The sequence below is a fragment of the Bacillus sp. JHAA genome (genome assembly GCF_036961585.1).
Taxonomy (GTDB): domain Bacteria; phylum Bacillota; class Bacilli; order Bacillales; family Bacillaceae; genus Bacillus; species Bacillus velezensis.
In genome coordinates this window covers 288,020-300,704 of record NZ_JBAMDE010000001.1, presented here as the reverse complement: position 1 = coordinate 300,704, position 12,685 = coordinate 288,020, and the positions used below count along the sequence as shown (strand labels likewise).

15 protein-coding genes are annotated in these 12,685 nt (G+C 47.9%); 12 read left to right on the top strand and 3 right to left on the bottom strand.

The genetic code is table 11. From position 1 onward, the window contains the following. Positions 1 to 10 precede the first annotated feature (10 nt). Positions 11 to 721: a hypothetical protein gene (locus V7728_RS01560; RefSeq protein ID WP_099567095.1), complete on the bottom strand. Its 711-nt coding sequence runs from the start codon at positions 719 to 721 to the stop codon at positions 11 to 13. A gap of 436 nt (positions 722 to 1,157) precedes the next feature. On the opposite strand from V7728_RS01560, the gene V7728_RS01555 reads away from it, so the two are divergent. Next, complete coding sequence (locus tag V7728_RS01555; RefSeq protein WP_007409973.1) at positions 1,158 to 1,790, top strand: NAAT family transporter; 633 nt, start codon at positions 1,158 to 1,160, stop codon at positions 1,788 to 1,790. Positions 1,791 to 1,810: 20 nt separating this feature from the next. On the opposite strand, the gene V7728_RS01550 is transcribed toward V7728_RS01555, so the two are convergent. Then, positions 1,811 to 2,368 (bottom strand): GbsR/MarR family transcriptional regulator, encoded by a 558-nt coding sequence (locus V7728_RS01550; RefSeq protein ID WP_099567094.1) that lies wholly within the window; start codon positions 2,366 to 2,368, stop codon positions 1,811 to 1,813. A 260-nt stretch (positions 2,369 to 2,628) separates the two neighbouring features. Here V7728_RS01550 and opuCA point away from each other — a divergent pair, with 260 nt between their 5' ends. The 4 genes from opuCA to opuCD are packed head-to-tail and all read left to right on the top strand — an operon-like array spanning position 2,629 to position 6,065. After that, entirely contained in the window at positions 2,629 to 3,768 is a 1,140-nt protein-coding gene (gene opuCA / locus V7728_RS01545; protein ID WP_099567093.1) for an osmoprotectant ABC transporter ATP-binding protein OpuCA, read from the top strand. 20 nt (positions 3,769 to 3,788) lie between these two features. Then, positions 3,789 to 4,442 carry an ABC transporter permease gene (locus tag V7728_RS01540; protein WP_003151654.1) on the top strand — a complete coding sequence of 218 codons (654 nt, stop codon included), beginning with the start codon at positions 3,789 to 3,791 and terminating at the stop codon, positions 4,440 to 4,442. Between the two features lie 37 nt (positions 4,443 to 4,479). Beyond that, positions 4,480 to 5,373 (top strand): osmoprotectant ABC transporter substrate-binding lipoprotein OpuCC, encoded by an 894-nt coding sequence (gene opuCC / locus V7728_RS01535; RefSeq protein ID WP_087920808.1) that lies wholly within the window; start codon positions 4,480 to 4,482, stop codon positions 5,371 to 5,373. 17 nt (positions 5,374 to 5,390) lie between these two features. After that, entirely contained in the window at positions 5,391 to 6,065 is a 675-nt protein-coding gene (gene opuCD / locus V7728_RS01530; RefSeq protein WP_012118473.1) for a glycine betaine/carnitine/choline/choline sulfate ABC transporter permease OpuCD, read from the top strand. Positions 6,066 to 6,099: 34 nt separating this feature from the next. Here the strand turns inward: opuCD and V7728_RS01525 are convergent, their stop codons facing one another. Beyond that, positions 6,100 to 6,633: a GbsR/MarR family transcriptional regulator gene (locus V7728_RS01525; RefSeq protein ID WP_003151660.1), complete on the bottom strand. Its 534-nt coding sequence runs from the start codon at positions 6,631 to 6,633 to the stop codon at positions 6,100 to 6,102. Positions 6,634 to 6,918: 285 nt separating this feature from the next. On the opposite strand from V7728_RS01525, the gene V7728_RS01520 reads away from it, so the two are divergent. The 7 genes from V7728_RS01520 (at position 6,919) to V7728_RS01490 (ending at position 12,684) form a co-directional block, all read left to right on the top strand. Next, the gene (locus V7728_RS01520; RefSeq protein ID WP_031378328.1) at positions 6,919 to 8,064 is read left to right on the top strand and encodes a betaine/proline/choline family ABC transporter ATP-binding protein; all 1,146 of its coding nucleotides are present in this window, start codon (positions 6,919 to 6,921) and stop codon (positions 8,062 to 8,064) included. 16 nt (positions 8,065 to 8,080) lie between these two features. Beyond that, entirely contained in the window at positions 8,081 to 8,734 is a 654-nt protein-coding gene (locus V7728_RS01515) for an ABC transporter permease (RefSeq protein ID WP_099567092.1), read from the top strand. A 14-nt stretch (positions 8,735 to 8,748) separates the two neighbouring features. Next, positions 8,749 to 9,666 (top strand): osmoprotectant ABC transporter substrate-binding protein, encoded by a 918-nt coding sequence (locus V7728_RS01510; RefSeq protein WP_015240602.1) that lies wholly within the window; start codon positions 8,749 to 8,751, stop codon positions 9,664 to 9,666. An 18-nt stretch (positions 9,667 to 9,684) separates the two neighbouring features. Continuing rightward, complete coding sequence (locus V7728_RS01505) at positions 9,685 to 10,362, top strand: ABC transporter permease (protein ID WP_025285282.1); 678 nt, start codon at positions 9,685 to 9,687, stop codon at positions 10,360 to 10,362. Positions 10,363 to 10,472: 110 nt separating this feature from the next. After that, positions 10,473 to 11,186: a lantibiotic protection ABC transporter ATP-binding protein gene (locus tag V7728_RS01500; RefSeq protein ID WP_025285281.1), complete on the top strand. Its 714-nt coding sequence runs from the start codon at positions 10,473 to 10,475 to the stop codon at positions 11,184 to 11,186. Then, positions 11,183 to 11,917: a lantibiotic immunity ABC transporter MutE/EpiE family permease subunit gene (locus V7728_RS01495; RefSeq protein WP_099567091.1), complete on the top strand. Its 735-nt coding sequence runs from the start codon at positions 11,183 to 11,185 to the stop codon at positions 11,915 to 11,917. Before V7728_RS01500 ends, V7728_RS01495 begins: the two co-directional genes overlap by 4 nt. Next, the gene (locus tag V7728_RS01490) at positions 11,914 to 12,684 is read left to right on the top strand and encodes a lantibiotic immunity ABC transporter MutG family permease subunit (protein WP_099567090.1); all 771 of its coding nucleotides are present in this window, start codon (positions 11,914 to 11,916) and stop codon (positions 12,682 to 12,684) included. Before V7728_RS01495 ends, V7728_RS01490 begins: the two co-directional genes overlap by 4 nt. Position 12,685: the final 1 nt, after the last annotated feature.

Genomic DNA, 12,685 nt, shown 5'->3' with positions numbered 1-12,685 from the left:
GTTTCCGTTTTTAAAAGAAGAAATAATTCATGAGTTCTTTTATATAATGCTTGATCGTGAATTGAAACGTTACGCAAATGATCAAATAGATGACGATAACAGAATAAATGATATCCGCCTTAGTAGTGAGCTGATGCTGATAGCTCGCCAGCATGAGCGGAGGCACGGCAAACGCCGCTCCTAAAAGACCGACAGCCAGAATGGTGAAGCAAACGGTTGTATGAAGCAGCATAAAAATGAGGGCAAGAAGCAAAATAGCTGTAAACGGAATCAAAAATGCCCCGAATCTGGACAGCGAATCTTTAAATGACACCTGCGCGCCGCCGGCCTTCAAAGCGATAAAAGTCAAGAGATACAGGCAAAAAACGCATAATGCAAAGGTAAGCGCCGGTTTGATCACAATCGCGGTAAAACTGACGTCACGAAAGCCGTCTGATAAGAGAATATAAAACATAATCGGCGTCACCAGGCAGAAAAGCACCATGTTGATGATGCTGCTGACAAGCTGTTCGCCGCCTGTCGTTTTACATGTTTGATACGGTTGCTTTAACACATCAAGCACGAATAAGGCAAATTGCTTTGAAGCCTGCTTAGCCGCGGCGCCGGCCTGAGCGGCCTGGCCTTGCGTTTGGCCTGCGCCTCCCTGCCCGGGCTGGGGCGCCCCGCACTTTTCACAAAACTTTCCGCCATCAGTATGATGGCCGCATTGAGAACAATACATTCTAAAACTCCTTTTACAAGTAATATAGGGATTTTGTTCAATATTTACATTATAAAAGAAAATAGGACGGATGTAACGGAGTTTTCTAAAGATATACAAATCACCTTCTCTATGAATTGATAATAGAGAAAAAGTACCCTTTATGGTAGAATTTTATTGGAGCTGATAGATATCATGTCTCTCGGCGCATTGATTCAGAGTGAAAAAGGAAATTAACGCATGCTAAAAAAATTGAAAATGCTTTATCGGCTGTTGAAATTCGGAAAAGGCTTATGGAGATAGCAAACAGAAAAAACCGTCCTTACAAGGACGGTTTTTCTGTTTCCGGATTGTCCGGCTGAGGTTATAAAAAGCAGACCCCGGGGTAAAAACCATGCATAAGAAACAGCGGAGAACAAAACATAACTCAATAACGGCAAGTCATAAGGAGGTACGCATGTTTTCATTCATCATTCATGTCTTCATTTCACTGTTTGCAGTCTCCAATCCCATCGGAAACGTGCCGATTTTTCTTTCACTGACGGAAGGGTACTCGGAGAAAGAACGGACAGCGATCGCGCGCAAGGCTTCCGTGCTGTCGTTTATCATCTTGGCGGCTTTTTTAATCTTCGGCCATCTGATCTTTAAACTGTTTGACATTAACATTCATGCCTTACGTATCGCGGGCGGCATTTTTATTTTCGGCATCGCTTATAATCTTCTGAACGCGAAGAAATCTCATGTACAGTCTCTCCATCATGAAGAGAAAGGGGAGAGCAAGGAGAAAGCCGATATATCTGTGACGCCTTTGTCGATTCCGATTATCGCCGGACCCGGTACGATCGCGACGGTGATGAGTCTGTCGGCCGGCCATGGCGGCATCTTCCATTACATCAGCGTGCTTATCGGCATTGCGGCCGTCATCGCGATGACGTTCATCTTCTTTCACTATTCATCTTTCATCAGCAATAAGCTCGGGAAAACCGAAATGAACGTCATTACCCGACTGATGGGGCTGATTTTGGCGGTGGTGGCCATCGGCATGATCGGCGCCGGTCTGAAAGGCATGTTCCCGATATTGGTTTCCTGACTTAAAAAAGCAGCGCCCGGTTATCTTCGGGTGCTGCTTTTTTCTATTTTCGGCACATGCTGAAACACTTCTTCACTCTCAAAAAATTCTATCAAACGGCTCAGCCAGTCATAATAATGGAGCCAATCCGTCAGTTCATCCAAAAGCTGACGGGCTTTTTCTTCAATATCGGGACTGAGATTTTTCGATTCCAGAAGCTCAGTCAGCTCGCGGTTCAGCTTTTTATAGAGCATTTTGTTTTTGCTGACCGCTTTTGTCCAATTTGCCGTAAACAGGGAGATAAACGTCTGGTAATAATCACGCTCGACGTCATAAAGGTCTTTGCGAACGCCTTTTTCAAACACTTTTTCAGCCAGATTGACATCGGTCATTTCGCGGACCACCTGGCTCATCCTCGTTTTGCTCATCCCGGTCGCCTCTGACAGCTCATTTAACGTCATCGGCTTGCGGTTCATATAAATAATACCGAGCACACGTCCCAATGTGGCCGGCATTCCGAATGTATGCATATTCTCGGCGATTCTCTCAATGAGATGCTCTTCAGCATGCCCGATGATATCAAGAGCGTTTTTTTCCACGGCTGATCATCCCTTCACTGGCTTTTCATGCTGACAATATATCATATTTTTTACAGTTGATGAAAAAGATGATGCGGCAGGATATGCGAGCTATCGGGAGCGATTGTAAGAACATCCGCATTGTCAGCGGGATAACATGAAAAAATACGTATATTGTATATAATTTCAACACATTGTAAACTTTTTATTTTACAAATTTCATCTTATAATAAAGATTATACTTTTCAGAAAAATAACGGAACCCTTCGGAGGTGCACGGATTGCTGAGATTAGAAAATGTATCAAAAGTCTATAAAGGCGGAAAAAAAGCTGTCAACAGCATTGATTTAAATATCGAAAAAGGCGAGTTTATTTGTTTTATCGGGCCGAGCGGCTGCGGAAAAACGACGACGATGAAAATGATTAACAGACTGATTGAGCCGTCATCCGGAAAGATTTTTATCGATGGCGAAAACATTATGGAGCAGGACCCGGTGGAGCTGAGACGGAAAATCGGCTACGTCATTCAGCAGATCGGACTTTTCCCTCATATGACCATTCAGCAGAACATTTCCCTCGTGCCGAAACTGCTGAAATGGCCGGAACAAAAGCGGAAGGAACGGGCGCGGGAGCTTTTGAAGCTCGTCGATATGGGCCCGGAATATTTAGACCGCTATCCTCACGAGCTGAGCGGGGGACAGCAGCAGAGAATCGGCGTGCTGCGCGCCCTTGCAGCGGAACCTCCCCTTATTCTCATGGATGAACCGTTCGGAGCGCTTGACCCGATTACGCGGGATTCCCTTCAGGAAGAATTCAAAAAACTGCAAAGAACATTGAATAAAACGATTGTGTTTGTAACCCACGATATGGATGAAGCCATTAAGCTGGCTGACCGGCTCGTCATTTTAAAAGCGGGAGAGATCGTTCAGGCCGGCACTCCTGATGACATTCTCCGGAATCCGGCTAATGAGTTTGTCGAAGAATTTATCGGCAAAGAACGGTTATTGCAATCAAGACCGGATATTGAACGCGTCGAGCAGATGATGAATAAAAAGCCTGTCACCGTTACGGCGGACAAAACGCTTTCACAGGCGATACAGGTGATGCGGGAGCACCGTGTCGATTCCCTGCTTGTCGTTGATGATCTGAATGTGCTGCAAGGGTATGTGGATGTCGAGATCATTGATCAGAACCGGAAAAAAGCGAGCCTCGTCGGCGACGTGCTCCGCTCTGATCTGTATACAGTCGAGCAGGGGACACTGCTGCGCGATACCGTACGCAAAATTTTAAAGCGCGGAATGAAATATGTACCCGTCGTTGATGAACAAAGGCATTTAGTCGGAATTGTCACGAGAGCGAGCCTTGTCGACATCGTTTACGATTCAATCTGGGGCGAGGAAGACCAGCTGGTGACAGGCTGACAAGGGGAGGAACGCTTACAATGAATGAAATGATTAAGTTTTTGCAGACGAACGGCGGAGAACTGTTATATAAAACGTGGGAGCATTTATACATTTCGATCATCGCCGTCATATTAGGCATTGTCGTCGCCGTTCCGCTCGGAGTGGCGCTGACGAGAATGAAAAAGGGCGCAGGCGCCGTCATCGGCGCCGTCAACATTGTGCAGACCTTGCCGAGTCTCGCGATACTGGCGTTTTTTATCCCGCTGTTAGGCGTGGGAAAGGTGCCCGCGATCGTCGCGCTGTTTTTCTATTCGGTGCTGCCGATTCTCAGGAACACGTATACCGGCATTCAAGGCGTAAACAAAAATCTGCTGGAATCGGGAAAAGGCATCGGCATGACGGTCTGGGAGCAGATCAGGCTTGTGGAACTGCCGCTTGCGGTTCCGGTGATCATGGCGGGCATCCGCACATCCACCATTTATCTGATCGGCTGGGCGACGCTTGCTTCCTTTATCGGGGGCGGCGGGCTCGGAGACTATATTTTTATCGGCCTGAATCTCTATCAGCCTGAATATATTATCGGCGGCGCCGTGCCGGTCACCATTTTAGCCATTATCATTGATTATCTGCTAGCGGCGACGGAACGGAAGGTGACGCCGAAAGGGCTGAAAGGACTGAAGGAAGTATCATAAGGAGTTGGCTGTTTTGAAAAAAAACCAAAAGAGATGGATGTGCGCACTGGCGCTGTCAGCTGCTCTGCTTCTAGGCGGCTGTTCCCTTCCCGGCCTGAGCGGGGCTTCCGATGATACGATTAAAATCGGGGCGCAAAGCATGACGGAATCAGAAATTATCGCCAATATGATCGCACAGATGATTGAGCACAATACAGACTTGAATACGGCATTAATTAAAAACCTCGGATCGAACTATGTCCAGCAGCAAGCGATGCTCGGCGGTGAAATCGATATCGCCGCGACGCGCTACTCGGGAACGGATTTAACGAGCACCCTCGGCATGGAAGCGGAAAAAGACCCGAAAAAAGCATTATCCATCGTACAGAAAGAATTTGAGAAACGCTTCCATTACAAATGGTTTGATTCTTACGGATTTGAGAACACATACGCTTTTACCGTCACGAAAGAGCTTGCGGAAAAAGACCATTTAGACAAAGTGTCCGATATTAAGAAGCATGCGGATCAATTTAAGCTCGGTGTAGACAATGCGTGGCTGAAAAGAAAAGGTGACGGCTATAAAGGCTTTACCGACACGTACGGTTTTGAATTCGGCACAACCTATCCGATGCAGATCGGACTTGTATACGATGCCGTGAAAAACGGGAAAATGGACGCCGTCCTCGCTTATTCAACGGACGGACGGATTAAAGCGTACGATCTGAAAATTTTAAAAGACGACAAGCAATTTTTCCCGCCGTATGACTGTTCGCCGGTCATTCCCGACAGCGTGCTGAAGCAGCATCCTGAACTGAAGGGCATTGTGAATAAACTGATCGGCAAAATCGATACGGAAACGATGCAGGAATTGAATTACGAGGTGGACGGCAAGCTGAAAGAACCGTCCGTCGTCGCTAAAGAATTTTTGGAGAAACATCATTATTTTGAATAAGAAATGAGGTGGGGCAAATGGAAGTGCTGCAGCAGCTCGGCACTTATTATTCTCAAAACGGCGCCTATGTGCTTCAGGAGTTTTACCGCCATTTTCTCATGTCGGTATACGGCGTTTTATTTGCGGCGATCGTTGGGGTTCCGCTCGGCATCTTCATTGCCAGGCACAGAACATTAAGCGGCTGGGTATTCGCGGTGACAAACGTGATTCAGACCGTGCCGGCGCTTGCGATGCTTGCGGTGCTGATGCTAGTCATGGGGCTCGGCGCCAATACGGTGATATTGTCGCTGTTTTTATATTCGCTTCTTCCGATCATCCGGAATACGTACACGGGAATCGCCAGTATTGAACACGCTTATCTTGAATCGGGAAAAGCGATGGGCATGACCAAATTTCAGGTGCTCCGCATGGTGGAGCTGCCGCTTGCGCTTTCCGTCATCATGGCGGGGCTGCGGACGGCGCTCGTCATCGCGATCGGCATTACGGCAATCGGTACGTTTGTCGGCGCGGGCGGGCTCGGTGACATCATTGTCAGGGGCTCAAACGCCACGAACGGAACCGCGATTATTTTGGCCGGCGCCATTCCGACAGCGCTGATGGCCGTTATCGCAGATCTTGTGATGGCGTGGCTGGAGCGGGCGCTGAGTCCGGTGAGAAAGAAAAAACGAACCAAAGCGCCGAATGCGGCATGAAAAAAAACGCCTTGCGGGTCAGGGCGTTTTTTTCTTATGGCTTCGGAACATGCTTGAAAATTTCTTCGCTTTCAAAAAATTCGATCAGGCGGCTGATCCAGTTGTAGTAATCAAGCCAATCCTTTAATTCTTTCAGCAGTTCGTTGATTTTTTCCTCAGCTTCTTCCGGTACGCCGTTTTCAAGGACGGCTGTCAGTTCGCGGTTCAGCTTTTTATGCATCATTTTATTTTTGCTGACGACCTTGCTCCATGTGGCCGTAAACAGCGTAATAAAGGTTTGGTAATAATCCTGCTCGACGTCGTATAAATCTTTGCGGACGCCTTTTTCAAACACTTTTTCCGCCAGATTGACGTCAAGCATTTCACGGACCGCCTGACTCATTCTCGTCTTGCTCATGCCGGTCGCTTCTGATAATTCAGTTAAGGTCATCGGCTTGCGGTTCATATAAATAATGCCTAAAATGCGCCCCACCGTCGCGGGCATTCCGAATGTATGCATATTTTCAGCGATTCGTTCTATCAAATGATCTTCAGCTTGTTCGATTACGTGTAACGGATCTTTCTCCAACAGTTTCAATCCTTTCAGTCAGCAATTCCGATGTCAATATACCACATTTTTAAACCGGCGGAAATGCTCTTCCGAGAGAATTTGGCAGTAATCCGGAGCAATAAGAAGAACTTTGCCGGTCAATACGGGTTAATCAGTGCTTACACAACCTTTATATATAATATGGACAAATTGTAAACTTTTTAATTTACAAAGTTTAATTTATAATGGAAAACGTTCAATTGTCTGAAAAGTTAAATTTGAATTTAACGAATTGAATAAACTTAATCGTGGAGGTGTGAGTGTTTGCTGACATTAGAAAATGTCTCGAAAATGTATAAAGGCGGGAAAAAAGCCGTCAACAGCATCAACCTGAATATCGCCAAAGGCGAATTTATTTGTTTTATCGGGCCGAGCGGCTGCGGCAAAACGACGACGATGAAAATGATCAACCGCTTAATTGAACCGACAGAAGGCAGAATCCTGATAGAAGGCCGAAACATTATGGAACAAGACCCGGTGGAACTCAGAAGAAGCATCGGCTATGTCATCCAGCAGATCGGGCTGTTTCCGCATATGACCATTCAGCAGAACATTACGCTCGTTCCGAAGCTTTTAAAGCATCCTGCCGAAAAACGGAAGGAACGGGCGCGGGAGCTTTTAAAGCTCGTTGATATGGGGCCTGAATATTTAGACCGTTACCCTCATGAACTGAGCGGAGGACAGCAGCAGCGAATAGGTGTATTACGGGCACTTGCCGCAGAGCCGCCGCTCATCTTAATGGATGAACCGTTCGGGGCGCTTGACCCGATTACGAGAGATTCCCTTCAGGAAGAATTTAAAAAACTGCAAAAAACCTTACATAAAACCATCGTATTTGTTACCCATGATATGGACGAAGCCATCAAGCTTGCGGACAGAATCGTCATTCTGAAAGCGGGAGAAATCGTCCAGGCCGGAACGCCTGATGAGATTCTCAGATTTCCGGCGAATGAATTTGTTGAGGAGTTTATCGGCAAGGAACGGCTGATCCAATCATCCAGCCCTGATATTGAACGGGTGGAGCAGATCATGAATCCCGATCCCGTGACGGTAACACCTGAGAAAACACTGTCAGCCGCCATTCAGCTGATGCGTGCCGAGCGGGTGGATTCGCTGCTCGTCATTGATGAAAAGAACGTTCTCCAAGGTTATGTCGATGTGGAGATGATTGACCGCAAACGAAGACAAGCGGTAACCGTCGCGGAAGTGCTTGACCGGGATCTGTACACGGTCAGAAGCGGCACTCTGCTCCGCGACGCCGTCCATAAAATTTTAAAAAGAGGCATGAAATTTGTGCCGGTCCTTGATGAAGCCGGCCGGCTAACGGGAATCGTGACAAGGGCAAGCCTCGTTGACATCGTCTATGACTCCATCTGGGGAGAAGAGAATCAGCTCGCGGTGATGTCATGAGGAGGCTTCAATTGATATGAATCAGACCGTGCAATTTTTACAGGCAAATGGAGGAGAGATGCTTTATAAAACATGGGAGCATCTGTACATCTCATTAATCGCCGTCATGGCGGGCATTCTCGCCGCCGTTCCGCTCGGCGTCGTGCTGACGAGGATGAAAAGAGGAGCCGGCGCCGTCATCGGCATCGTCAACATCATTCAAACCTTGCCGAGCCTTGCCATTCTTGCGTTTTTTATTCCGCTTTTAGGCGTAGGAAAGATCCCGGCCGTTGCGGCGCTGTTTTTCTATTCCATGCTGCCGATTCTCAGAAACACGTATACGGGGATTCTCGGCGTCAATCGGCATCTTCTGGAATCGGGAAAAGGAATCGGCATGACGGCATGGGAGCAGATCAGGTTTGTAGAACTCCCGCTTGCCGCTCCGGTCATCATGGCGGGCATCAGGACGTCTTCGATTTATTTAATCGGCTGGGCGACGCTCGCCTCCTTTATCGGCGGAGGCGGGCTGGGAGATTACATTTTTATCGGCTTAAACCTTTATCAGCCGGAGTATATTATCGCAGGCGCCGTTCCGGTCACAGTGCTTGCGGCAGCCGTCGATTACATGCTGGGGATGACAGAACGGAAAGTCACGCCTGACGGGCTGAAAAGCATAAAGGATGCTTCATAAGGAGGAGGTCTCTCATGGGGAATAGATGCAAAAAACGGCTGCTCGCAATCGCCTGTATCGGCATGCTGCTCCTTGGCGGATGCTCGCTCCCGGGATTGAGCGCCGCATCGGAGGATACCATCAAAATCGGCGCGCAAAGCATGACCGAATCAGAAATCATCGCGAGCATGCTCGGACAGATGATCGAACATCACAGCGGGTTGAAGACAACGGTTATTAAAAATCTCGGCTCCAACGCCGTACAGCAGCAATCCTTGATAAACGGTGATATTGATATCGCCGCGACGCGCTATACAGGAGACGCGCTGACCGGGACGCTTCGCATGGAGCCGGAAAAAGACCCGGACAAAGCGCTGCGGCTCGTTCAGCGTGAATTTCAAAACAGATATGACATGAAATGGTTTGATTCTTACGGCTTTGATAATACATACGTCTTTACCGTTTCCGGACAGCTTGCCCGCAAGTACCATTTAGAATCGGTATCCGATGTCAAAAAAGAAGCGTCTCATCTGAAATTCGGCGTCGATAACTACTGGATGAAGCTGAGAGGCAACGGATATCAGGATTTTATGAACACATACGGAATGTCATTTGAAGGCACGTATCCGATGCAGATCGGCCTTGTTTACGACGCGCTGAAAAGCAGAAAGATGGATATCGCGCTCGCTTATTCCACCGACGGAAGAATCATCGCTTACGGACTGAAAACGCTGAAGGATGATAAGCGGTTCTTTCCTCCGTATGACTGTTCACCCGTCGTTCCGGATCAAGTATTAAAAGAGCATCCCGAACTGGAGGGCGTGATCAATAAAATGATCGGCGCGATTGATACAAAGATGATGCAGAAAATGAATTACGAAGTTGACGGCCGATTAAAAGAGCCGTCCGTCGTGGCCAAGGAATATTTAGAAAAACATCATTACTTTGAATAACGGAAAGGAGATGTGCGGATGGACACGATGAAGGAGCTGTTTACGTATTATGCTCAAAACGGCAGTTATGTTCTGTATGAGTGCTGGCGGCACTTTCTCATGTCGGCGTACGGCGTCGTTTTCGCCGCCATTTTCGCCATTCCGGCCGGAATTGTGACAGCAAGGCACGGGCGTCTCGCCGGCTGGGTGTTTGCTGCGGCGAACGTGATTCAAACCGTTCCGGCGCTTGCGATGCTCGCCGTCCTGATGCTCGTCATGGGACTCGGCGCCAATACGGTCATCACGGCTTTGTTTTTGTATTCACTGCTGCCGATTCTCAGAAATACGCACACGGGCATTATCAATATCGAGCACGCTTATCTCGAGTCGGGAAAAGCGATGGGCATGACGAAATACCAAATCCTTCGTATGGTGGAGCTGCCGCTTGCGCTTTCCGTCATTATGGCGGGTCTCCGAACGGCGCTCGTCATTGCCATCGGCATCACAGCGATCGGAACTTTCGTCGGCGCGGGCGGCCTCGGGGATATGATCGTCAGAGGGTCGAACGCGACAAACGGAACCGCCATTATTTTGGCGGGCGCCATCCCGACCGCGCTGATGGCGGTAGCCGCAGACCTGCTGATGGCGTGGCTGGAACGAGCCCTCAGCCCGGTGAAAAAACAAAAAAGAAAGCTGATCGTACGCTCAGCCTCATGAAAAAAAGCATTCTTCCGCGTGAAGGATGCTTTTTTTGATTTCTTGATTAAATTTTGATAACTGCGCTGTAAAGTCTTACTTATCAAATAACAAAGCAGAGGGGTAATCATATGAGCAACATCTTAGAAACGAGACAGCTGCAAAAATCATTCGGCAGACAACAGGCAGTGGCTGATGTGTCTCTATCGGTTAAGCGAAACAGTATTTACGGCCTGCTCGGTCCGAACGGCGCGGGAAAATCAACGACACTTAAAATATTGACCGGCATGCTGCAGCAAACATCCGGCGAAGTTCTGTTCGACGGACATACATGGAAGCGCGAAGATTTGAAAAGCATCGGTTCCCTGATTGAAGCGCCGCCGCTTTACAGCAACCTGACAGCCGCTGAAAATCTGAAAGTCCGCTGCGTGATGCTCGGACTGCCTGATTCAAGGATTGCGGAAGTGTTGGAAATCACGGGATTAACGGGAACCGGAAAAAAGCGTGCCGGACAATTTTCCATGGGGATGAAACAGCGTCTCGGCATTGCGTTAGCATTATTAAACCGTCCGTCGCTTTTAATTCTTGATGAGCCGACAAACGGATTGGACCCGATGGGAATTCAGGATTTGCGGGAATTTATCCGCTCCCTGCCCGGACAGGGAATAACGGTTATTTTATCAAGCCACCTGTTATCAGAAGTCGAGCAGATCGCAGACCATATCGGAATCATCAGTGACGGCGTTTTAGGATATCAGGGAGAAATCAGCCGGGAAGACGATCTGGAGCGGCTGTTTCTGGAGGTTGTCAAATCGACACGGGAGAAAGCGGGGACTGGGAAATGATTCAGTACATGCAGGCGGAACACCTTACATCTAAAAGAACATTTATCAGAAAGCTGATCATTCTGATTCCGCTTCTAAACACGGCTTTTTCTTTTCTGCTGAATACGGCTTATTTTATGACGGGCACGTTCAATTGGTGGGCGGTTATTTTCATGCCGCTCATGATTGCTCTAATGTGCGGTTTATCTGTTAAAAAAGAGAAAAAATCAGCGAATGACCGCGCGGTGTACTCACTGCCGGCTGACTTGAAGAGCATATGGTTCTCAAAAATAAGCTTGATCGCGCTGTATTCACTCCTGTCGCAAATCGTCTTTTTAGTCATCATGTTTTTTCTTGGCCTTGTGTTTCCGGCAATTGCTGCGGTTCAGCTGAAAGGTATTGAAGCAAGTTCCCTTTTGTGGCTGTCTACGCTTTGGGAAATTCCGTTCTGCTTATGGATTGCCAGACAGTTCGGGTTTACGGCAGTCATTCTCGTGAATATGATCGCCGCCTTTGTTTTAGGCATTGTGCCGGCGTCAGGCTCATTGTGGTGGCTGAGTCCATGGAGCTGGTCAGTCCGGCTGATGTCACCGATTCTCGGGATCCATCCGAACGGAATTCCGCTTCCCGCAAACAGCGGCTTATTAAACGGAAACGTGATCATTCCGGCTATTATTCTTTCTATTCTTTCTTTTATCGCAATAAGTTTTGTTTCCGCCGTGTCTTTTTCAAAAGGGGGAAACCGGTCATGACCGTGCTTTTACGATATATGTGGGCCGATGTATTAAAAATGAAGCGTACGCCGCTCATATGGATGCATGCTGCGGCGCCGGTTTTATGCGCGGGATTTTTCCTGTTGTATATGTATGGAAGGGTTCAGGAGCCTTATATGCTGTACAGTGTGTTTTTCAGCGCGATTGCCGTTTTATACCCTTTCATCATCAGTATTGTCTGCGGCATGTCTGCCTCGATTGAGGAACAGGCGGGCCATTTTCAGATGATGCTGGCGGTTCCGCATTCTAAAATCATCAGTTTTGCGGGCAAGCTGCTTCTGCTGCTTCTATTGAATGTGTTATCGGCAGGTCTCGCCGTCTGTCTTTATTTGGCGGGGATGAAATTTGTTCTTCACATCAATGATCTCCCGTATCTTCTCTTTTTAAAAGGAGGGGCGTGGCTGATTGCCGGCAGTATACCGCTTTATATGATGTCTTTTTTTGTCGGCATAAAGTACGGCATGGGACCGTCCGGGCTTTTAGGGGGTGCGGGATTATTAATGGCGGCGCTCATGAATACGGGACTTGGCGATACCATCTGGCGTTTTTTCCCGTGGGCATGGAGCGTACGGCTTTCAGGCCTTGCAGGACTGCTGCATTTTGACAAAGTCAAAAAAGAGTTCCTCCCTTATGTAAGATACGATATGAGATTCGGAGAAATAATGTTATATTTTTCTATAGTGATATTATGTCTGGCCGGCCTCTATTGGTGCAGAAGATGGGAAGGGCGGCGTTCATATGAATAAA

Excerpts from the sequence above, each read along its gene's own strand:
- V7728_RS01560 (WP_099567095.1), bottom strand. The coding sequence starts at position 721 with ATGTATTGTTCTCAATGCGGCCATCATACTGATGGCGGAAAGTTTTGT.
- V7728_RS01555 (WP_007409973.1), top strand. The coding sequence starts at position 1,158 with ATGTTTTCATTCATCATTCATGTCTTCATTTCACTGTTTGCAGTCTCC.
- V7728_RS01540 (WP_003151654.1), top strand. The coding sequence starts at position 3,789 with ATGAATGAAATGATTAAGTTTTTGCAGACGAACGGCGGAGAACTGTTA.
- opuCC (WP_087920808.1), top strand. The coding sequence starts at position 4,480 with ATGTGCGCACTGGCGCTGTCAGCTGCTCTGCTTCTAGGCGGCTGTTCC.
- opuCD (WP_012118473.1), top strand. The coding sequence starts at position 5,391 with ATGGAAGTGCTGCAGCAGCTCGGCACTTATTATTCTCAAAACGGCGCC.
- V7728_RS01515 (WP_099567092.1), top strand. The coding sequence starts at position 8,081 with ATGAATCAGACCGTGCAATTTTTACAGGCAAATGGAGGAGAGATGCTT.
- V7728_RS01510 (WP_015240602.1), top strand. The coding sequence starts at position 8,749 with ATGGGGAATAGATGCAAAAAACGGCTGCTCGCAATCGCCTGTATCGGC.
- V7728_RS01505 (WP_025285282.1), top strand. The coding sequence starts at position 9,685 with ATGGACACGATGAAGGAGCTGTTTACGTATTATGCTCAAAACGGCAGT.
- V7728_RS01500 (WP_025285281.1), top strand. The coding sequence starts at position 10,473 with ATGAGCAACATCTTAGAAACGAGACAGCTGCAAAAATCATTCGGCAGA.
- V7728_RS01495 (WP_099567091.1), top strand. The coding sequence starts at position 11,183 with ATGATTCAGTACATGCAGGCGGAACACCTTACATCTAAAAGAACATTT.
- V7728_RS01490 (WP_099567090.1), top strand. The coding sequence starts at position 11,914 with ATGACCGTGCTTTTACGATATATGTGGGCCGATGTATTAAAAATGAAG.